The sequence below is a fragment of the Vibrio sp. TAP-3B genome (assembly GCF_057784735.1).
Map to the genome: position 1 here is coordinate 2,466,265 of NZ_CM173495.1, position 21,175 is coordinate 2,487,439.

General features: G+C 46.7%; 14 protein-coding genes, 5 tRNA genes and 1 pseudogene. 13 read left to right on the forward strand and 7 right to left on the reverse strand.

Going from position 1 to position 21,175, the window contains the following annotated elements:
- The first annotated feature begins 60 nt into the window (after nt 1–60).
- Nucleotides 61–1,545, forward strand: a complete 1,485-nt coding sequence (gene ilvC, locus AC3D28_RS11660; RefSeq protein WP_488534830.1) for a ketol-acid reductoisomerase — start codon at nt 61–63, stop codon at nt 1,543–1,545.
- Nucleotides 1,546–1,748: 203 nt separating this feature from the next.
- Here ilvC and ubiK read toward each other — a convergent pair whose 3' ends face one another.
- The 4 genes from ubiK to AC3D28_RS11680 form a co-directional block, all read right to left on the reverse strand.
- The gene (ubiK, locus tag AC3D28_RS11665) at nt 1,749–2,000 is read right to left on the reverse strand and encodes a ubiquinone biosynthesis accessory factor UbiK (protein ID WP_098416942.1); all 252 of its coding nucleotides are present in this window, start codon (nt 1,998–2,000) and stop codon (nt 1,749–1,751) included.
- Between the two features lie 131 nt (nt 2,001–2,131).
- Entirely contained in the window at nt 2,132–5,254 is a 3,123-nt protein-coding gene (gene vmeD, locus AC3D28_RS11670; RefSeq protein ID WP_488534831.1) for a multidrug efflux RND transporter permease subunit VmeD, read from the reverse strand.
- 11 nt (nt 5,255–5,265) lie between these two features.
- Nucleotides 5,266–6,372, reverse strand: coding sequence for a multidrug efflux RND transporter periplasmic adaptor subunit VmeC (vmeC, locus tag AC3D28_RS11675; RefSeq protein ID WP_098416938.1), 1,107 nt, complete (start codon nt 6,370–6,372; stop codon nt 5,266–5,268).
- A gap of 18 nt (nt 6,373–6,390) precedes the next feature.
- Nucleotides 6,391–6,972, reverse strand: coding sequence for a TetR/AcrR family transcriptional regulator (locus AC3D28_RS11680; RefSeq protein ID WP_488536084.1), 582 nt, complete (start codon nt 6,970–6,972; stop codon nt 6,391–6,393).
- 169 nt (nt 6,973–7,141) lie between these two features.
- Here AC3D28_RS11680 and rep point away from each other — a divergent pair, with 169 nt between their 5' ends.
- Nucleotides 7,142–9,157, forward strand: coding sequence for a DNA helicase Rep (gene rep / locus AC3D28_RS11685; protein ID WP_488534832.1), 2,016 nt, complete (start codon nt 7,142–7,144; stop codon nt 9,155–9,157).
- Nucleotides 9,158–9,250: 93 nt separating this feature from the next.
- On the opposite strand, the gene AC3D28_RS11690 is transcribed toward rep, so the two are convergent.
- The gene (locus AC3D28_RS11690; RefSeq protein WP_098416932.1) at nt 9,251–9,664 is read right to left on the reverse strand and encodes a c-type cytochrome; all 414 of its coding nucleotides are present in this window, start codon (nt 9,662–9,664) and stop codon (nt 9,251–9,253) included.
- A 337-nt stretch (nt 9,665–10,001) separates the two neighbouring features.
- Here AC3D28_RS11690 and AC3D28_RS11695 point away from each other — a divergent pair.
- The 5 genes from AC3D28_RS11695 to AC3D28_RS11715 all read left to right on the forward strand — a co-directional run bounded on the left by AC3D28_RS11695 (nt 10,002) and on the right by AC3D28_RS11715 (nt 10,559).
- Nucleotides 10,002–10,078 (forward strand) — tRNA-Arg (locus AC3D28_RS11695).
- A gap of 32 nt (nt 10,079–10,110) precedes the next feature.
- Nucleotides 10,111–10,186 (forward strand) — tRNA-His (locus tag AC3D28_RS11700).
- Between the two features lie 70 nt (nt 10,187–10,256).
- Nucleotides 10,257–10,333, forward strand: a tRNA-Pro gene (locus tag AC3D28_RS11705).
- 50 nt (nt 10,334–10,383) lie between these two features.
- Nucleotides 10,384–10,459: transfer RNA gene (locus AC3D28_RS11710), tRNA-His, on the forward strand.
- A gap of 23 nt (nt 10,460–10,482) precedes the next feature.
- Nucleotides 10,483–10,559, forward strand: a tRNA-Pro gene (locus AC3D28_RS11715).
- Nucleotides 10,560–10,742: 183 nt separating this feature from the next.
- Here the strand turns inward: AC3D28_RS11715 and AC3D28_RS11720 are convergent.
- Nucleotides 10,743–11,468 carry an HAD family hydrolase gene (locus tag AC3D28_RS11720; RefSeq protein ID WP_488534833.1) on the reverse strand — a complete coding sequence of 242 codons (726 nt, stop codon included), beginning with the start codon at nt 11,466–11,468 and terminating at the stop codon, nt 10,743–10,745.
- 435 nt (nt 11,469–11,903) lie between these two features.
- Here AC3D28_RS11720 and AC3D28_RS11725 point away from each other — a divergent pair.
- The 6 genes and pseudogenes from AC3D28_RS11725 (at nt 11,904) to AC3D28_RS11750 (ending at nt 18,735) form a co-directional block, all read left to right on the forward strand.
- A pseudogene (locus tag AC3D28_RS11725) lies at nt 11,904–12,146 on the forward strand (hypothetical protein).
- Nucleotides 12,134–13,849: a dipeptide ABC transporter ATP-binding protein gene (locus AC3D28_RS11730; RefSeq protein WP_488534834.1), complete on the forward strand. Its 1,716-nt coding sequence runs from the start codon at nt 12,134–12,136 to the stop codon at nt 13,847–13,849. The pseudogene AC3D28_RS11725 and the gene AC3D28_RS11730 overlap by 13 nt, the downstream one beginning before the upstream one ends.
- Before the next feature lie 92 nt (nt 13,850–13,941).
- On the forward strand, nt 13,942–15,495 hold the full coding sequence (locus AC3D28_RS11735; protein ID WP_488534835.1) for an ABC transporter substrate-binding protein: 1,554 nt from the start codon (nt 13,942–13,944) through the stop codon (nt 15,493–15,495).
- 144 nt (nt 15,496–15,639) lie between these two features.
- Entirely contained in the window at nt 15,640–16,617 is a 978-nt protein-coding gene (locus AC3D28_RS11740) for an ABC transporter permease (RefSeq protein ID WP_098416924.1), read from the forward strand.
- Nucleotides 16,618–16,619: 2 nt separating this feature from the next.
- Nucleotides 16,620–17,576: an ABC transporter permease gene (locus AC3D28_RS11745; RefSeq protein WP_488534836.1), complete on the forward strand. Its 957-nt coding sequence runs from the start codon at nt 16,620–16,622 to the stop codon at nt 17,574–17,576.
- Nucleotides 17,577–17,739: 163 nt separating this feature from the next.
- Nucleotides 17,740–18,735: an SPOR domain-containing protein gene (locus AC3D28_RS11750; protein WP_488534837.1), complete on the forward strand. Its 996-nt coding sequence runs from the start codon at nt 17,740–17,742 to the stop codon at nt 18,733–18,735.
- 56 nt (nt 18,736–18,791) lie between these two features.
- On the opposite strand, the gene AC3D28_RS11755 is transcribed toward AC3D28_RS11750, so the two are convergent.
- Nucleotides 18,792–21,008, reverse strand: a complete 2,217-nt coding sequence (locus AC3D28_RS11755; RefSeq protein WP_488534838.1) for a putative Ig domain-containing protein — start codon at nt 21,006–21,008, stop codon at nt 18,792–18,794.
- Between the last annotated feature and the right edge of the window lie 167 nt (nt 21,009–21,175).

The following is a 21,175-nucleotide window of genomic DNA, read 5'->3' on the forward strand; positions in this document are numbered from 1 at the left end:
TGAACTCATTCGGTAAAATGGTTACCGACCTCAATGGAAGAATCCAAAAGGAGCACCAAGATGGCGAATTATTTCAATACCTTAAATTTACGCGAGCAGTTAGACCAATTGGGTCGTTGTCGTTTTATGGACCGCAGTGAATTTGCATCAGAAGCGGATTATCTAAAAGGTAAGAAGGTGGTCATCGTCGGTTGTGGTGCTCAAGGCTTAAACCAAGGTCTTAATATGCGCGACTCTGGTCTCGATGTCGCCTATGCACTTCGCCAGACTGCGATCGACGAACAGCGTCAGTCGTTTAAAAACGCCAAAGACAACGGTTTTGAAGTCGCTAACTATGAGATTCTTGTTCCGCAAGCAGATCTTGTGGTCAACCTCACTCCAGATAAGCAGCATACAAACGTCGTTGAGACGATAATGCCGCTAATGAAAGAAGGTGCGGCACTCGGTTATTCCCACGGCTTTAACGTCGTTGAAGAAGGCATGCAGATCCGTAAAGACCTGACGGTAGTCATGGTTGCACCTAAGTGTCCTGGTACTGAGGTTCGTGAAGAATATAAACGTGGCTTTGGTGTGCCGACTCTGATTGCGGTTCACCCAGAGAACGATCCAAAAGGTGAAGGTTGGGATATTGCAAAAGCTTGGGCGGCCGCTACAGGCGGTCACCGCGCTGGTTGTTTAGAGTCTTCTTTTGTTGCTGAAGTTAAATCTGACTTAATGGGTGAACAAACTATTTTGTGTGGCATGCTACAAGCGGGGTCTATTGTATGTTACGAGAAGATGATTGAAGAAGGTATTGATCCAGGCTATGCAGGGAAATTACTGCAATTTGGCTGGGAAACTATCACAGAAGCACTGAAGTTTGGTGGTATCACACACATGATGGATCGCCTATCTAACCCGGCTAAAATCAAAGCGTTTGAGCTGTCAGAAGAGCTAAAAGATCTAATGCGTCCACTATATAACAAACATATGGATGATATTATCGCCGGTCATTTCTCTCGTACCATGATGGCCGACTGGGCGAATGATGATGCAAACCTGCTTGGCTGGCGTGCAGAAACGGGTGAAAGCGCATTTGAAAATTACCCAGAGTCTGATATCGAGATCGCTGAACAGGAATACTTCGACAACGGTATTTTGATGATTGCTATGGTTCGAGCGGGTGTTGAATTGGCGTTTGAAGCAATGACGGCATCGGGAATTATTGACGAGTCGGCGTACTACGAATCTTTACACGAGCTCCCACTGATTGCGAACACGGTTGCCCGTAAGCGTCTATACGAAATGAACGTGGTAATCTCAGACACAGCTGAGTATGGCAACTACCTATTTGCTAATGTAGCCACCCCGTTACTGCGTGAGAAGTTCATGCCTTCTGTCAGCACTGATGTGATCGGTAAAGGGCTCGGTGACACTTCAAACCAAGTCGATAACGCAACATTAATTGCGGTAAATGAAGCTCTCCGTCATCACCCAGTGGAATATATCGGTGAAGAACTACGTGGTTATATGACGGATATGAAGCGCATCGCGGTGGGCGACTAATTTTCTTCGGTTATTTAAGTATTACCCATTGAATGTTGACAATGAGGCCCTGATGCTTCGGCGTTGATAAATACCACAAACACAGCATCTAATTAATAATGAAAAGGCTTGGTCGCCGTTGACCAAGCCTTTTTGTTTTGAATTGTTTGTAACATAAGCCAGTGTAGATCTAATAAGAAAAACGCACCTGTCAGAGGAGGGACTTATTTGTCAGCCAGCTTTTGTTCAAGCTCGGCTAATTTCTTTTCCATTTCCGTAAGCTTTTGGCGTGTACGAAGCAGAACTTGAGTTTGTACATCAAACTCCTCACGGCTAACGACGTCCAGTTTGTTAAGTTGGCCTTGGATAACTTGGCGAACTTTCTGATCAACATCTGCGCCTAGCTCTTTAACTGGCTGAGGCATTGATTCGTGAATTTGTTTAGCAATTTGCTCTAATTTTTTCGGGTCAAACATAGTGGCTAAAACTCCTTTGTATTTGCTCTCATTCTAAGTAAATGATACGTGAAAGTCGCCATTTAGATGGCAAAAAAGAGAACGGCAATAAAAAAGGTCACCGAAGTGACCTTTTTCTCTACTTTGAGTGTTTATCTATTATCCGCTAAATCACGATGCGCGGCTTTGGCTTCATCTACTCGCGCGAGCTTTTCTAGGTCTTTGTCTTCGACAAAAACGGGCAGTGGTTTGTGTTTTTCTGCTAAGTAGCTATAAATCACTGGCAACACGAACAATGTGAACAGAGTACCAATTGCTAGACCAGCCACAATGACGATACCGATACTGAAACGTTGCGCTGCACCAGCCCCTGTTGCGTACATCAGAGGGATCAGGCCTGCAATCATCGCGGCTGTCGTCATTAGGATTGGACGAAGACGAACTTTCGCCGCTTCCATAACCGCATCGATACGCGACAGCTTGTTGTGTAGCTGCTCTTCCTTCGCGACCTCACAGATCAAGATACCGTGTTTGGTGATTAAGCCAACCAGCGTGATCAGACCAACCTGTGAGTAGATGTTCATCGACGCTGTCCCCCACGCTAATGCGATTAAGGCACCACAAATAGCCAATGGCACCGATACCATGATGACGATCGGATCGCGAATGGACTCAAACTGAATCGCCAATACTAAGAAAATAATGGCTAGCGCCAAACCGAATGTCGCATAGAGCGCACTCCCTTCAGTCACAAACTGACGCGCTTCACCCATATAATCATGGTTATAACCCGCAGGGAGTTTGTTTTGCGCGATGTCTTCAAACCAGTTAACAGCATCGCCCATCGCAACATTCGGCGATGGAACGGCACCGACAGTCGCTGAATTGAGCTGGTTAAAGTGTGGTAGAGAGCGCGGCTCTGCCACCACATCAATGGTGATTAAGCTCCCAAGTGGTACGACTTTTCCATCTACAGAACGCACGTAGTAGTTCTTCATCGACTCTGGGTTTAAGCGCCATTTACGTTCAACTTGTGGAATCACTTCGTATGAACGCCCATTAAGGTCGATACGGTTAACGTAACCATCGGCCATCATGGTGCTAAGCGTGATACCGATGTCTTGCATGGTTACGCCGTATGCGCCAGCTTTGTCCTTATCAATCTTGATCTTCATCGTCGCTGAATCGTAGTTCAGATCCAAATCCGAATAGACAAACATGGGACTGCTTGCCACGTCGGTTAGAACATCACTGGCGATAGTGAACAAGCTTTCAAAGCTATTTGGTGTCGTGATAACAAACTGGATCGGTAGACCAGAACCTGCACCAGGGAGCTCTGGCATCTGGAATGCGGTAACTGACATGCCCGGTACGCTTGATACGAGACCGCCCACGCGTTTGGTAATATCAGACTGGCTCGCTTCTCGTTCACTCCAAGGTTTCAGTGTGGCTAGACCAAATGCTTGGTTTGAATTTGGTACGCCGTTAAAGACCTGAGCGTATTCCACTTCAGGTTGAGCTGACAGAATTTCATTCACATCATCCATGGTGTTTTGGATGTAATCCAAGTTCGAGTTCGATGGTGCTGTACCCAGTAATACCACTACCCCTTTATCTTCCGATGGTGCGAGTTCGCTTGGAATAAATTTGAACAAAACCGGTAAGCTTGCAAATACAATCACCGCGAATGCAAGCACAACAGGACGGTGCGCCATCACAGCGGTTAGTACTTTTTCGTAGCGGTTAGTCAGACCGTTTAACAGATGATGTACTTTCAGTTCAAACTTGCTCGGTTTTTCATTTGCCTTAAGCATTTTTGAACACATCATTGGAGACAGTGTCAGCGCGATGATGCCTGACACAAATACCGAACCTGCTAGTGTGAGAGCGAACTCTTTAAATAGCGAGCCTGTAATCCCCCCCATCAGTGCGATCGGGGCATATACTGCACCGAGTGTTAGCGTCATTGCGATAACCGGTACGGCAATTTCACGCGTCCCAATGATGGCAGCACGGAACGGGGATTCTCCCGCCTTGATATGACGGTCGACGTTCTCTAATACGACAATCGCGTCATCCACCACCAAGCCGATGGCGAGTACCATGGCGAGCAGTGTCATCAAGTTCCAAGAGAAGCCCATGACCTGCATCACCATCGCGACACCAATCAGTGATAGCGGGATGGTTACAATCGGAATAATGACCGCTCGGAGCGAACCTAAGAACAGAGTGATAACCACAAGAACGATCAGCGCCGCTTCTAGAATCGTTTTCACTACTTCATTAATCGATTCGTTGATGGCAATCGTCGAGTCGTACATCACATTCATGTTGATGTTGCTTGGCAGGTTGCGTTCAAGTTGAGGCAATAGCTCAAGCACATCCGCTGCGATGTTGATTGGGTTAGCACTTGGCGCAGCGTTGATTGCGGCCACCACCGCTTCTTGGCCATTAGCACTGGCTCGATAAACATCGTGGCTCTTTTCGAGGGTGACTTTTGCGATATCACCTAAACGAATCACATCACCTTGGCCTGTTTTGACAACTAAGGCTTCGAGCTCTGCAACGTTAGAGACCTGTGTGTTGGCACTCCCATTGTACAGTACGAACTCACCGGTCGCCTGACCCGTTGCTGACTGGTAGTTGTTGGCGTTCAAAACGCTCATAACGTCAGTGGCGGTAAGCTTCAAAGCGCCCATTTTTGCAGGGTCTAGCCATACGCGCAGTGCGTACTTCATACCACCGTATAGGTCCACTTTTGAAACGCCGTTTACGGTAAACAGCTGCGGGTTGATTACACGTTCAAGGTAGTCAGTGATTTGACTTGAAGACAGTTCGTCACTGGTGAAACCGATGTACAGTACCGCCGTAGTCGAACCTGTCGACATGGTTACGGTCGGATCTTCCGCTTCTTTTGGAAGCTGAGAGCGTACCGAGTTGGTCTTGGCCAGGATGTCGGACAACGCCGCATTCGGATCGGTATTTAACTTCATGTTGACGGTAATGGTTGATTTACCCAGCACCGACTGTGAGGTCATGTAATCAATGTTATCGGCTTGTGCGACCGCTTGTTCCAAGGGCTGAGTAATAAAGCCTTGGATCAAGTTAGCACTTGCACCGTAGTAACTGGTGGTAACAGTAACCACCGTATTTGTCATTTCAGGGTATTCGCGAACTTGCATTTTGAACACGGCTTGAAAACCAAGCAATGCAATCAAAAAACTGATCGATACCGCCAAAACTGGACGTTTTATAAAAACATCAGTAAAGCGCATGATGCCTCCAATTAAAGCATTGGTGTTTCAGCAGGTGGGGTAGTTGCATCGCTTTCAACAATGCTGACTTTGGCGTGGTTACTCAAACGGACTTGGCCCGATGTCACCACGACATCACCTGGCTTCACGCCTTCTAAAATATGTGCGATATCTTTGGTACGTTCGCCCACTTGCACTACTTGCTGTGTTACGCGTTTTTCGCCATCTTTTTCCGTCACGATATACACATTGTCGCCGTATAACGTAAAGGTGATCGCGGTTTGAGGGAGAGTCACTTGATTCTCTAGCTTAGGCAAAATGATGTTTGCCCGTGCAAACATACCGCTGCGTAATTTGCCGTCGCTGTTGGGTATATCAGCTTGAACTTGGATAAGGCCACTTTGTACATTAACCGCGGGTTCAATTGCTGAAATAGAGCCTTTGAAAGGTTGATCCGGATAAGCGTCAACAAAGATATCTATCTCTTGCTTGAGGTTGATACGAGAAATATCCGTTTGTGGCACCGTAAAGCGTAAGCGCATTACACTGCTGTCTTCTAAGCGCACGATATCGCTACCGGCTTGAATATATTGGCCAAGATACACATTTCGGATCCCAACCACACCAGCAAAGGGCGCTTTGATTTCACGACGGTCAATGGTCGCTTTTAGGCTTTCAATATCGGCTTGTAATGAAAAGTAATTTGCTTCAGCTTCGTCGTACGCTTCTTTAGATATTGACCCCTTTTTGAATAGGCCTTGGTAGCGCTTATACTTCGCTTCTGCGGCGGGGAGCCTCGCTTGTGAACTCTTTAGGTTGGCTTTTTCTACATCTGAGTCTAGCAGCACCAAAGGCTGGCCCACCTCGACTTGAGTGCCAGACTCAAAGGCAATTTTATCAATGACGCCGCTGGTTTCATTGGCAACAGTTACGCCTTGGTTTGGTTCGATGAAGCCAATCGCCTCGATCACTGGTACCCAATCTACCGCTTTTACTTCTGTCACGGTGACAGGGAATTCAGGTTCAGGCCGGTTCGCCATATACTCAGCAATTTTTTGTTGCTTGAACATGTTGAAACCTATCACGCTGCCAAACAAGAGAATGGCGATAAGTAACATAAAGAAAGTCCACTTTTTCATTCTATTAAGAACTCCAAGTTAGTGTTTAATAATTGCATCCCAACTGGCTTCAATGGTGGCTTTTAATGCCTTGTTGTCCAGTTGATAAAATCCTAAAGCGTGTTTTCTGGCAAGTGTGACACTTGCTTCAAAACTCAACCCAGAAAGAACTTCATTATCGAGAGGCTTGAACACCCCTTCTGCTTTCCCTTGATTGAAAAGAAGCTCTACTTGAGCAAACATTTGTCTTTCAAGTTCCCGAGTATTGCTTCTATTTGAAGTGGGTAAAGATTCATATTGAACTCGGTTGCAGAGCGCGTTTAAGTCAGAGCTTGCCAAGCTCCAGATATTGAGCCACATGGCCTGATAACGTTCTTTCAACGGCATCTCTTCACTGACGCCTGTTTGCACAGCAGTAGCAACTCGCTTTGCAACGTTGAGGCGTAACTCTTCCAGAAGATGTTCTTTATCTGAGAAATAACGATAAATCGTTCCGGCTGCCACACCTGCTTCGTTAGCGAGTTTTTGCATCGAAAGTCCTTGAAAACCAGACTCTGCGATGAGCTGTTCCGCCGCGGTCAGAATTTGTTCTCGTTTCTCTGCAGCAGGATTATCCTTCATCATCCCTCCCAGCAATGAATGAACGTTCATTCATTATAGCGTGAAATCAGGTTCATTATGCAACAGAAATCTGCATTTTTACGTGTAAAAATTACGAGAAATCAGCGTAGCTTTCATGTGTACACCCCTTTATCATAGGCGGCATATTTATCATCTGCAGAGAATTTGTATGAAGCTGAACCCTAGTCAAGATGAAGCCGTAAAATGCGTGTCTGCCCCATGCTTAGTGCTAGCCGGTGCTGGCTCAGGAAAAACTCGCGTTATTACCAACAAGATTGCTTATTTGGTTCAGCAGTGCGGTTATAAAGCCCGGAATATTGCTGCGGTAACCTTTACCAATAAAGCCGCGCGTGAAATGAAAGAGCGTCTTGGTCAAACGTTGGGTAAGGCAGAATCTAAAGGGTTAATGGTGTCCACCTTTCATACCTTGGGGTTGAACATCATTAAGCGTGAATACAAACAGTTAGGCCTAAAGGCGGGCTTCTCACTGTTTGATGATCAAGACCAGCTGGCTTTATTAAAAGAGCTGACAGAAAAGCAGCTTGATGGTGATAAAGATCTGTTGCGTCAGTTGCTCAGCTGTATTTCCAATTGGAAGAACGACATGCTGACGCCCGAACAAGCCAAAGCGTATGCGCAAGGTGAGCAACAGCAGTTGTTTGCGTTCTGCTTTGATATGTACCAGAAGCAAATGAAAGCCTACAACGCGCTCGACTTTGACGATCTTATCCTCATGCCCGTGTTGCTGCTGCGTAATAATCAAGACGTACGTCAGCGTTGGCAGGCCCGAATTCGTTACTTGTTGGTGGATGAATATCAAGACACTAACACCAGCCAATATGAGTTGGTAAAATTGATTGTGGGTGAACGTGGGCGTTTGACCGTTGTGGGGGATGACGATCAGTCGATTTATTCATGGCGTGGTGCCAAACCTCAGAACTTGGTGTTACTGGGTGAAGACTACCCTAACTTGCGTCTGATCAAACTGGAACAGAATTATCGTTCAACCAGTCGAATTCTACGCGCGGCAAACATCCTGATCGCCAATAACCCACACGTATATGAAAAGTCACTGTTCTCTGAAATTCCTGATGGTGAGAAGCTCAAAGTCCTATTGGCAAAAAATGAAGAGCATGAAGCCGAACGTGTGACCGGTGAGCTGATCGCCCATAAGTTTTTAAATCGAACCGAATACCGTGGCTACGCGATCTTGTACCGCGGCAACCATCAATCACGCTTAATTGAAAAATCTCTGATGCAAAACCGAGTACCGTATAAAATCTCTGGTGGTACCTCGTTTTTTGCGCGCTCAGAAATTAAAGACATCATGGCGTATTTACGAGTACTCGTGAACCCTGATGATGACAACGCATTCTTACGTATCGTGAATACACCGCGACGTGAAATAGGGCCCGTGACACTGGAGAAGCTAGGCAGTTACGCGAATATGCGTGGCAAAAGTTTGTTCGAAGCGAGTTTTGAAATGGGGCTTGAGCAGCACTTAACAGGTCGTGGTTTGGAGAATTTACGTCGATTCACTCAATGGCTCGTCGCTATTTCAGACCAAGCTGAGCGAGGGGATACCGTCGAAGCGGTGCGTTCTTTGGTGCGTGATATCCACTACGAAGACTGGCTATACGAAACTTCAGCCAGCCCGAAAGCCGCCGAAATGCGGATGAAAAACGTGTCGGATCTTTATTCTTGGATAGTGGCTGACCTTGAAGGTGATAACTACGACCAAGAGGAGAAAACGCTCAAAGAGGTGGTTCAGCGTTTAACGTTGCGCGACATGATGGAGCGTGGCGAAGACGACGAAGACAACGATGCGGTTCAGTTGATGACCCTGCATGCCTCTAAAGGCCTGGAGTTCCCCTATGTTTATCTGATTGGTTCGGAAGAGGGAATTTTGCCACACCAATCCAGTATTGATGAAGAGAATGTCGAAGAAGAACGTCGCTTAATGTACGTAGGTATTACGCGTGCGCAACGTGAGCTAACCTTTACGATGTGTAAAGAACGCCGTCAGTTTGGTGAGCTCATTAAGCCGACGCAAAGCCGCTTTTTGGATGAATTACCGTTTGACGATGTCGAGTGGGAAGTCAATAAAAAGCCAGTGTCACAAGAAGAGCGAATGGCAAAAGGGCAAGCACACATCGCGAACCTACGTTCAATGTTTAAGAAGTGATTTCGATATAAAGATATACAAGAGAACACGCTAAACTAAAAGGCTTGCCAATCGGCAAGCCTTTCTTAATTTTTAAGCATGAATGGGTGCGAATTACAAGCCTTCAATCATGTGGTCGATGGCTGCAATGATTTCATCATCAGAACAATCCATACACGTGCCTTTTGCAGGCATTGCATTGAAACCCTCAAGCGCATGCTTGACGAGAACATCTTGACCTTGCGCAATGCGCGGAGCCCAGTCATCGGCATTACCTGTTTTTGGTGCTCCATTGACCCCCGATGCGTGACAAGCAATACAAAAAGTCCCATAAACGGTGGCGCCATCACGTGGACCGGTTGGTTCTTCTTTTACAGGCTCAGAACCTGCTAGATAAACATCACCGACAGGTTGGATGCGTTCTGCAATCGCATCGTATTCAGTTTGGCTGATGTCAGAAGCTAAGGCTGCCGTAGAAAACGTTAAGGCAGCGAACAAAACGCTAATCATTTGTCGAGACATATCCATTAAACCCACTTTACATTCCCGAGGTAAGTGACTTACCTATTTATATAGTTAGAGTATTAATGCCGATCATAGAAAACATCGAAATTTCCTGCAAATGGCATAGAATGATTAGACAACTCGGTTGCGGCTGTTAAATCAATGTAAATAACGGGTGATTATATCCCGATAACTTGTTGCAATAAACAACAAGTTATCCATGACAGGGCGTGAATCACATCAAAAATTCACTTTAAAGAAAGAGAACTGTCGAAAAAGAGACCAAACGATAAAAAAAGTAAAAAAAGTACTAGACGGCATAGTGTGATATCCGTATTATTCCACTCCGCCGATAGGGCATGCGCCCGTAGCTCAGTTGGATAGAGCGTTGGCCTCCGGAGCCAAAGGTCGAAGGTTCGAATCCTTTCGGGCGTACCATTATCCCGGAGGATAATCGGTAAAAATCAGTGGTGGCTATAGCTCAGTTGGTAGAGCCCCGGATTGTGATTCCGGTTGTCGCGAGTTCAAGTCTCGTTAGCCACCCCATTCTTTCTTTTTTAGATTGAATGCGGTAGCATTGCTTCCAATCTTGATTTGAGTCAAGATAAAACATTGTCGGTGAATAGCGCAGTTTGGTAGCGCATCTGGTTTGGGACCAGAGGGTCGGGGGTTCGAATCCCTCTTCACCGACCACTATTTTTGTTTATGGCTAACATTAAGCGGTAAACGTAACAATTTTGATGGTGGCTATAGCTCAGTTGGTAGAGCCCCGGATTGTGATTCCGGTTGTCGCGAGTTCAAGTCTCGTTAGCCACCCCATTCTTATTTAAAGAATATATGCTCGGTGAATAGCGCAGTTTGGTAGCGCATCTGGTTTGGGACCAGAGGGTCGGGGGTTCGAATCCCTCTTCACCGACCACCATTCGAAAGCCTCGATAGAAATATCGAGGCTTTTTTGCATTCTGAACGCTCTATTTCTGTTTTTGTTTGTGAGAGATGTAGGGACTAAAGGGAGTGTGACCATCTATGCTCCAAAAGCGGTGCCATCTGACACAATCCCCCCTAGATTGATGCTTGGAGCTGAGTTTCTAAAACCTGATTGTTATTGTGCGAGTGTTTTGAGAATTTCTTTTAGTTCGACGGTCTCTTTCACTTCATAATCTGCCTTGATGCCCGTTGGGTTGTCTGCGCCTGTTGGGTTTACCCAAACACTTAAAATGCCCATCTTGTTGGCCCCTGCGATGTCTGCAGGTAAAGAGTCACCGATATGTAAGGCTTCTTCGGGCTTTGCATCGACTAAGTTGAGGGCTTTTTGAAAAATACTCGCGGCTGGCTTTTCTTCAGGCTCTTCCCCACCCACAATAATATGGTCTACCCAGTCGCTCATTTGTGTTGCTTTGAGTTTTGGATGCTGTGAGAAAATTGGGCCGTTGGTGATCACCACGAGCTTATAGTGCTGGCGCAGTTCGCTGAGCATCTCTTTTACCCCAGGGAAGAAGGTAAAAGCCCCCATACGAGCAGCGTCAAAATAGTCTTGCGCCTGCTGCGCTTGCGCAGCATTAATGCTGATCCCATACTCAGCTAGAATCGTTTGGATCAGGCCGCAACGGAACGCATTTTCATCGGGTAGCAGAGCCACAAGGTGAGGGAACTCCGCATTCAGTTTTTTGTATACTCCTTGTAAGTAGCGCTGTAAAAAAGCTTGGGGTTCGGTGACTTGTGGGTAGGTCTGTTGAACCCAAGTTGTAAACTCTTGTCCTGCCACTTTATCGGCTTGTGATGTTGCACATAAAGTCTCGTCCATATCAAAAAAAATCGCTTTCAGCACAGGGGCTCCTTTTCATTTACAACTGGCTCTGACATTAATTCTCTATTATCTCACTCTCAATCACACCGTAAAGTGCTAAAGCTGGCACTTTTTTACGACAAACAGGCAGTATCCTTGTGTTGGCGTTATTTCATCATTAGGTCATTAAATCGCATAAGGGGCGCATATTTCGCTTAGACAGGGAATTTGAGTGGTTTTGCTGATGTGCTCACGTTTTAATCTCACATAATGAGAGTGAAGTTTGGCTTTTTATATTTGTCGACTATGTTATTAGTAATATTTTATGTCGGAAAATCGTTTTTTATATATGGTATTGTTTGGTAGATGTTAATAAGCACATGTGAATAATATGGTTACTGTTTGGCGGGAGATGATGTTTATTTTTAGAGCATTTTTCTGGTTTTAATGGTGCAAAGCGCACAAAAATAGCGTGATATGAAAAAGGTTAAATACTTTGTAATGCATTTTTATTCGATAATTGTGCGTTATTTTTATGTTTTTACGGCGAAATAGACTTTAATTGTTGCTTTTTTGTGTAATTTTTGCCAAATTGTTTCCGCATTAAAATTTCAGAGTATTATTCTGAACTTGAACGGATTCATTTAGGTGATGAATGGCGCCTTTAGCGCGATTCTATATCACAGACAAGGCAGTAGAGGTCTGAAATGTCACTATTAGAAGTGAAAAACCTTCGTATCGAATACCCCTCCCGACACGGCATTCACGCGGCCGTGAAATCGCTTTCTTTTCATATTGATCGTGGTGAAATTGTGGGGGTGGTTGGCGAATCAGGTGCGGGTAAATCCACCGTTGGTAACGCCGTGATTGATTTGTTAAGCCCTCCAGGTCGCGTTGCCAATGGTGATGTATTCTTGGATGGAGAGAAGATTTCTGGTTTATCACCAGAAGCGATGCGTAAGGTTCGTGGGTCTAAGATTGGTTTTATTTTCCAAGATCCAATGACTTCACTGAACCCGCTCTTTACAGTTGAACAGCAACTCAAAGAGACCATTCATGCCAACATGAAGGTGTCGGATGAAGAGGCGTATCAACGTGCACTTTCTCTGATGCAACAAGTGGGCATTCCTCAGCCGGAAAACCGCCTTAAACAGTACCCTCACCAGTTCTCTGGTGGTATGCGTCAGCGTGTGGTGATCGCGATTGCTTTGGCGGGCGAGCCCGATCTGATCATTGCCGACGAGCCCACCACGGCCCTAGACGTTTCTATCCAAGACCAGATCTTGAATTTGATTCGCGAGCTGTGCATCAAGAACAATGTGGGCTGCATGCTAGTGACACATGATATGGGGGTGGTTTCGAACGTTACCGATCGAGTGGCGGTCATGTACCGTGGCGACTTGGTCGAGTTTGGTCCAACCTCGAAAGTGTTGGGTGATCCAGACCACCCGTACACCCGCAGCCTGATTTCGGCGGTTCCGCGCTCAGACAGAAAGCTTGATCGTTTTCCTTTGGTGAGTTACATCGAAGAAGCCGTAGAAATGGAGCCGCTAGACATTAAGAACCATTGGCTAGGACAAACTCAGGATGAGCGCGAGTACACAGGCCCTCTGCTGGATGTAAAAAACGTCAACCTTCGCTTTGTGACCAAAGATTCATTGTTTGAAAGCCGCCGTGAATACGTGCAGGCATCGAATAACGTGAGTTTTGAAGTGCATGAGGGAGAAACGTTTGGTCTAGTGGGTGAGTCTGGCTCAGGAAAATCCACCATCGCCCGTGTTATTGCGGGGTTGTATCAACCAGACGCCGGGCAGGTGAAATTTGAAGGTATTGATCTGACGGCGTTGAAGTCAGAGAAAGCGCGTCGCCCAATGCGTCGTCAAATGCAGATGGTGTTCCAAAACCCGTACACGTCAATGAATCCTCGAATGAAGGTGTTCGATATTATTGCCGAGCCAATTCGCTTTCATAAATTGACTAAAAATGAATCAGAGACTCGCCAAATTGTTCATGACCTGCTTGATCACGTTGGCTTAGGCCGTATGGCAGGGCTTAAATATCCTCATGAATTCTCCGGTGGCCAGCGTCAACGTATTTCAATTGCACGCGCTCTGGCAACCCGCCCTCGACTTATGATCTGTGACGAACCGACCTCGGCATTGGATGTCTCGGTACAGGCACAAATTCTGAATTTGTTGAAAGATCTACAAAGTGAGCTGAACTTGACGATGTTGTTTATCAGCCACGACTTACCGGTTATTCGTCAAATGTGTGACCGAGTGGGTGTCATGCAAATGGGCACATTATTGGAAGTGGCGCCAACAGAACAGCTATTTATGGCACCTCAACACGAGTACAGCCAAAAATTGATTTCTTTGATGCCTGAATTTACGGGCTTGAGAGAAGAGATAAAAATGGCATAAACCAAGTGACTCGCTTGGCCAACCTTTAGTCATAATAAAGACGCAAACACAACAACAAGGGATCCGGATCCCCGCATGAAGGAGTTATGCAAATGAAAACCATGAAAAGCAAATTAGCAGTGGCGCTAATGGCCGCTGGCCTGAGTTTTAACGCATTAGCAGCTGATATTACCGTGGGCTACGCCGCAGACCCTGTCTCGCTTGACCCACATGAACAGCTGTCTGGCGGCACACTGCAAATGTCACACATGGTGTTTGATCCACTGGTTCGTTTCACGCAAACCATGGACTTCGAACCTCGCCTAGCAGAAAGCTGGGAGCGTATTAACGATACGACCGTTCGCTTCACCCTGCGTGAAGGCGTGACGTTCCACTCAGGTAATACACTAACGGCTGATGATGTGGTGTGGACGTTCGAACGTCTTCAAAATTCGCCAGACTTTAAAAACATCTTTGACCCTTACGAAAAAATCGTCAAAGTGGACGACAACACGTTCGATTTAGTCACAAAAGGCCCATACCCACTGGTACTGCAAACGGCGACGTACATCTTCCCTATGGACAGCAAGTTCTACACGGGTAAGACAGAAGACGGCAAAGACAAGTCCGAGCTCGTAAAGCATGGTAACTCATTTGCATCGACTCACGTATCCGGTACGGGTCCGTTCATCGTGACATCACGTGAGCAAGGGGTAAAAGTTGAATTTGAGCGTTTTAACGATTATTGGGATAAAGCGTCAAAAGGGAACGTAGACAAGTTAACGCTAGTGCCAATTAAAGAAGATGCGACACGTGTGGCAGCGCTGCTTTCCGGTGGTGTAGACATGATTCACCCCGTCGCACCAAACGATCACAAGCGAGTGAAAGGTGCGGACGGTATTGACCTCGTTACGTTGCCAGGTACACGTATCATCACCTTCCAAATGAACCAAAACAGCAATGAAGCGCTGAAAGATGTACGCGTTCGTCAGGCGATTGTGCATGCCATCAATAACGAAGGCATCGTGAAGAAAATCATGAAAGGCTTCGCCACTGCAGCAGGCCAACAAAGTCCGATTGGCTACGTGGGGCATGATGAAAAACTCGTTCCGCGCTATGATCTGAAGAAAGCGAAACAGTTGATGAAAGAAGCCGGTTACGAGCAAGGCTTTACGCTGACCATGATGGCGCCAAACAACCGTTACGTAAACGATGCAAAAGTAGCACAAGCATCGGCCGCAATGCTGTCTAAGATCGGCATCAAAGTTGATCTGAAAACTATGCCTAAAGCGCAATACTGGCCTGAATTCGATAAATGTGCCGCAGACATGTTGATGATCGGTTGGCACTCGGATACAGAGGATTCGGCTAACTTCAACGAGTTCTTAACCATGACTCGTAACGAAGAAACCGGTCGTGGTCAGTACAACTGTGGTTACTACTCAAACCCAGAAATGGATAAAACGGTTGAAGCGGCGAACGTCGAAACGGACCCAGCGAAACGTGCAGCAATGCTGAAAGGCGTTGAAGCGACGCTATACAACGACGCTGCATTCGTACCATTACACTGGCAAAGTGAAGCGTGGGGTGCGAAGTCTAACGTGAAAGCGGCTGACATCGTTAACCCAATGGTCATGCCTTACTTTGGTGACCTAGTGGTTGAGTAATCATTGAGTCATGACAGAGAGGGGCGTCAGTCCTTCTCTGTTTTCGACACTTGGCTCAGTTTTATTTCAGTCGGATTGAGTTCGTTTTACAGACTGAATTTTATCTCTAAGTTTAGAGAACTATGGACAGTTAAGGGGCAAGGAATGTTTTCGTTTCTGGTCAAGCGCCTGTTTCAGGCACTGATAGTGATGTTTGTGATCAGTTTGGTGGCGTTTGCCATTCAGGACAACCTGGGTGATCCGCTGCGTGAGCTTGTAGGTCAGTCGGTTTCAGAATCGGAGCGCCAAGCGCTGCGTGACGAATTGGGCCTGAACGATCCCTTTATCACAAAGTACACACGCTTTGTCGGTAATGCACTGCAAGGTGATTTGGGTACATCATACTTTTTTAAGCGACCTGCGGTTGAGGTTATCCTCGACAAGCTGGTGGCCACGCTCGAGCTGGTGTTGGGCGCGACGCTCATCATCATCGTTTTCTCTATACCACTCGGGGTATATTCCGCCATTCACCCAAAGAGTGTCTTTACTAAATTTGTCATGGCGATGAGCAGTGTCGGTATCTCGATACCGGTTTTCTTAACCGCCATCATGCTGATGTACGTTTTTTCTATCGAGCTTGGTTGGCTACCGTCGTATGGACGGGGGGAAACGGCGAATGTTCTCGGATGGGAGTCGGGTTTCTTCACCATTGATGGCATTAAGCACCTGATCCTGCCGTGTATTGCGCTAGCATCGATCATGTTACCGTTGTTTATTCGGTTGGTGCGTTCAGAGATGCTCGAAGTTTTGAGTTCGGAATACATTAAGTTCGCCAAAGCCAAAGGGTTAAATTTACAAAAGATTTATTACCAACACGCTCTCAAGAACACGATGTTACCGGTACTGACCGTCGGTGGGGTGCAAATTGGCACCATGGTGGCTTACACCATTCTTACCGAAACGGTATTCCAGTGGCCGGGAACCGGCTTCCTTTTCCTTGAGGCAATCAACCGTGTTGATACACCGTTGATCACTGCTTACGTTATTTTTGTTGGTTTGATTTTTGTGGTAACCAATACCATCGTTGACTTGCTATACGGCATCATTAACCCAACTGTGGACCTGACTGGAAAAGGAGCTTAATCATGAGCCAAACCAATACTCCTGCTGCTCCTTCTGCTGTGCCAACGGCGTGGCAGCGCTTCAAAAATTCGGACTTTTTATACTATTTTAAGCGCGATAAAGTGGCGATGGCGAGCTTTACGGTATTTATGGTGTTCTTAGTATTGGCATTAGCAGCGCCGATCCTAGCCCCGAGCGATCCGTATGATTTAACTTCTATCGATATCATGGACTCAGAATTGCCACCTTCCTGGATGGAAGACAGTGATGAGCGTTTTGTCTTAGGTACAGATGAGCAAGGCCGTGATATTTTATCGACCATTCTTTACGGCTCACGCTTATCGCTCACCATCGGTTTCCTAGCGGTCGGTCTACAGCTGATTCTGGGTATCATTATTGGTTTGTCAGCAGGTTACTTCGGGGGGCGTATCGATAGTTTCTTGATGCGTTTTGCCGATGTGCAGTTATCGTTCTCAACCATGATGGTGGCTATTATTGTATCGGCCATTTTTAAAGCCAGCTTCGGCAGTGATTTCTACAGTCAATATGCGGTCGTGATGTTGGTGGTGATCATCGGCGTCGCGGAATGGCCTCAGTATGCGCGAACGATTCGTGCATCGGTACTTGCAGAGAAGAAGAAAGAGTACGTAGAAGCGGCGCGCGTGATGGGCTTTAAAGCGCCACGCATCATGTTTCGTCATATCTTGCCAAACTGCCTGTCGCCTATCTTGGTTATCTCAACCGTACAGGTCGCGAATGCCATCATGTCGGAAGCGGCACTGTCGTTCCTAGGTTTGGGCCTGCCGGTTGATCAGCCATCGCTTGGCGCACTGATCAGCATTGGCTTTAATTACATTTTCTCTGGCGCTTGGTGGATCACCGCCTTCCCGGGCATTGTGCTCGTGACGCTGGTTTTGGTTATCAACCTGCTGGGTGACTGGCTACGTGATGTGTTTAACCCGAAATTGTATAAAGGGTAAGGCTTTTTTCACCAAGCGCTGTCAACTCGCTTGATTCCTTCTAAAATTGAGAGCCGGATACACAATTCCGGCTCTTTTTTTGCTAGCTATTCTTTATTCACATTTTTTTGGCGCTTTGCCGCCATAATGACCTTACCCACTAACTAATAGTAGAGTGAAGCGTATGGAAATGAAGAAGGCACGATCCCTCTCTCATCTCATCCCAACAAGCCTAAGCTTCGGGTTGTTAATCGGGTGCGCCCAGTTTTCTAGCTCGGTATTTGCACAAGAGTTTTTTTGTCAGGCGATCCAGACTAGTGACAAAGAGCTGCCGATGCTTGAGCAAACATGCCCGATTGGTAACGGGGTGTGGGGAAGTAAAGTGCCGCAAGGAGGCAATCACCTCTACTGGATCCAATGCGGGTTACTGCCTAAACCAATATCACTCGCGAAAGCGAAACCGATTTATAGTCACATCACTACAGACGTATGGATGAAGCCGGAACCGAATGGCTACCGTTGTTTGATAGGGCCATACAAAGTGCTGTCAATCGCGATGAAGGATTTGCGCGGAGTTAAAACCTTGTCGAGTTACAAAGAAGCGTTTATCCGGGTGGTTGGAAAAGGCGCTACACAGTCTGCGACACCACCTAAACCTGCAACGTCCTCGGTGACACCTACCCCGCCGATTGCCCCCAAAGCCGCTCCAGAACTCGCCATTCGTGCGGATACCGAGGCGTTTAAAGCACCAGCAACGAACCCTGAGACCAAGTCCAAAAATACGCGTGGTAAGTCATCGACTAAATCTGTCGTTAGGCCTAAGCCGACGCTAATCGTCACGGGGAATGATGACCTTGAAGTTCGGCTGAAAACCTCGTTGCAAGATAAAACCTATGTGGTGCCATACTCGCTTGACGACAATAACCAGTTTTATATGGAATACGGTAAGCCGTGGAATCGTCTTAACTATGAAAATGCGCAGCAAATATGTCAGCAGCTCGGAATGAGGTTAGCCACGCCAGATGAGTTTAAGGTGTTAAGATCCTCAGGCGTGATGGAAAAAAATCATTGGCCACTGCAGTTGCCGTATTGGGGCCAAAGTAGAAAAGGATTGTTTGCTGATCGTGAGTCGAATCAGCTCACCGGCACTTCATTGTTGAACGTGCTGTGCGTGAAATAATCAGGCTTTAATCACGAAGAAAGCCCCGCAATGCGGGGCTTTTGTTGTCAATACGATTATTCGTTATTGCCGGTACCAGTCCAGGTAACATTGAACTTCACGGCTTCGATGAATTGACCTTGAGAATCTTTTACTTTACCCACAAAGCTGTAGACTTCGTTTATTGCTAGTTGTGGTAAATCAAAGTCGATGGCGGCGTGAGTGATGCTGTTTTCGACATTGTCATAACACTCAAAGCCATTGGTTGGGTCGCCAGAAGCAACACCGTTTGCTGGCAAGCCTGCGCCAGTGAATCGCATGCTTTGGTAAAACTCACTCACATCAGCACACGTAAAATCTTGATTATCGAATTCAAGAATCAGGTTTGCGTCCATCGCGCCATCATCGCCAGAGTGTGTGTTTGCAAGCAGCGATACCGACGCTTTACCCGTGGCGTATTGACCTTCCGTCGAGGTGGGTAGCGTCATCGGGAACATGCGCTTATCTGCGATGTCATCGGATTGGATCTGGATACGCGCCTCAGCATCAACCTTGTTGCTAAATAAGGTGTACAGTTCAATCTCTTGAGTGTCCGCGTACTTCCATTGTAAAGACTTCGCACCTGTAGATACGGCGTCGGCATCGCTAACGGTCAGCTCCGCTGTCTCAGGCGTGCCGTTTTCACCGGTAAACGTCGCAGTTAGGGTGTTACCCTCAATGGTGTAGGTGCCGGTTGAGAAAGACTCTGCAGCAATATCGCCACACTGAGTGAGGTTGGTTAAATCTCGGTGGTTACCGAGCACTTGGCCATCTTCGAAACGAATTGAATCACACCAGATACGTGAGTAATCGAAGCTGATGGAGTCCGTACCGCCGCCATGTTCTAGGCGATACCAAGTCTTACCTTCAAGCGGATGCAGGGTTGGCTCAATGGCCGCTTCTTTGATATTGATGGTAATATTTGCGGTGGCTGCGGTGTGGTTGATCCCATCTTTTGCAGAAAGTGTCACAACGTTAGCACCTTTTACAGCTGGGGTACCAGTTAACGTTAGCTGGTTATCTGTCAAAGTTACGGTCATGCCGCTAGGAACATTGCTTGCCGTATAGTTTAGCTTGTCACCATCAACATCTTGGAATAACCCAGTAGAGGTGATTACTTCATTCACCGCTTCACCTTGAGTGAAAATGCGAGCATTCAATTCTGTTTGAAGAGTTGCTAGCGTTGGTTTACTAAGCGTTGGCGCGGTATTTGGCGTTTCAATAGTCACTGTCAGGGTAGCAGGGTAAGACAGTGAGCCTTTCGCATCTTCGGCAAAGATTTGGTAAATAAACTCGCCTGCTGCCTTTGGTTTGCCTGTAATGACACCGGTTGTTGTATCAATCGCTAGCCCATTTGTATTGCCGCCAATCGCTTGCATGCTGAACGTCAGTGTGTCGCCTTCTGCATCGCTGAAGTTTTGGCTCGCATCCATGCTTGTGAATGCATCGCCAAGTTGTAAAGTGACGGCTTCAATCGATGTTGAGACTACCGGACGGGTATTTACTGTTACTGTGACCGTACCATCGACAGATACGTCTACCACGGGAGCAAAATCATCAATCTTGTTAGGAGTCACACTGCTGATGATTTCTTGAGTTTTTTCTGCGACGGCAGTTGTGATGGCTAGCTGTTTTTCAACGGATTGATCTTTATGGTCGACCAGCGTTTCACCAATCACTTTCAGTGCTTTTGCTTCGTCAGAGGTTGATGAGTTAGCGATATAATCACCGAAAATCATTGCGGCATCTGCTTTTAGGCCTGAGCCTGATTGAGTCACGGCGGCGACAACTTCATCTTCTGCCGCTTTCTTCGCTGCAACGACATCCAGTGTTGGATCGCCAGCGAGTTGACTCTTAACCTTTGCAACTACCATGTTGGTCATCGGGTTAACGATGAGCTGATCATGGTCGTTTGCTAGTGACGCGAGAGTGAAATCGGATGCAACAAGGCCACGGTCTTTATCAATAGTGATATCCTTTACCGCTTTGATACACACATCCATACCGGCAAAGTCGGCTTTGCTGATGGTCGCTTGACCATTTTCATCGGTCAGCTCTCCAGTATTAAGCTCACAGCCGTTGCTACGATCACCGTCTTCATCGACCCAGATTTGAGCCTGTTGTAGGTAGCCATCAATGGCCGTGATGACCAAGCCACCGGGAGTCGGCGTGCTGTCGGAAGACCCTCCGTCTGAGCCCCCACATCCAGTAAGGGCGATAGCCACTGACGCTGCGAGTAAACTAAGCTTTTTCATTTTTTATTATGTCCTTAAATCGAATTCAACTTTCATTTCCCAAGAGGAAAGAAATCGTCATACATGCCGACTGTGGCATAGATGGCGCTGTTTTTATCAGCGATTGAGGTGCGATTTCAAGACACGAAAAATAGCGGAAAAACCGTAAAGTTTATTTTTGTTTTTTT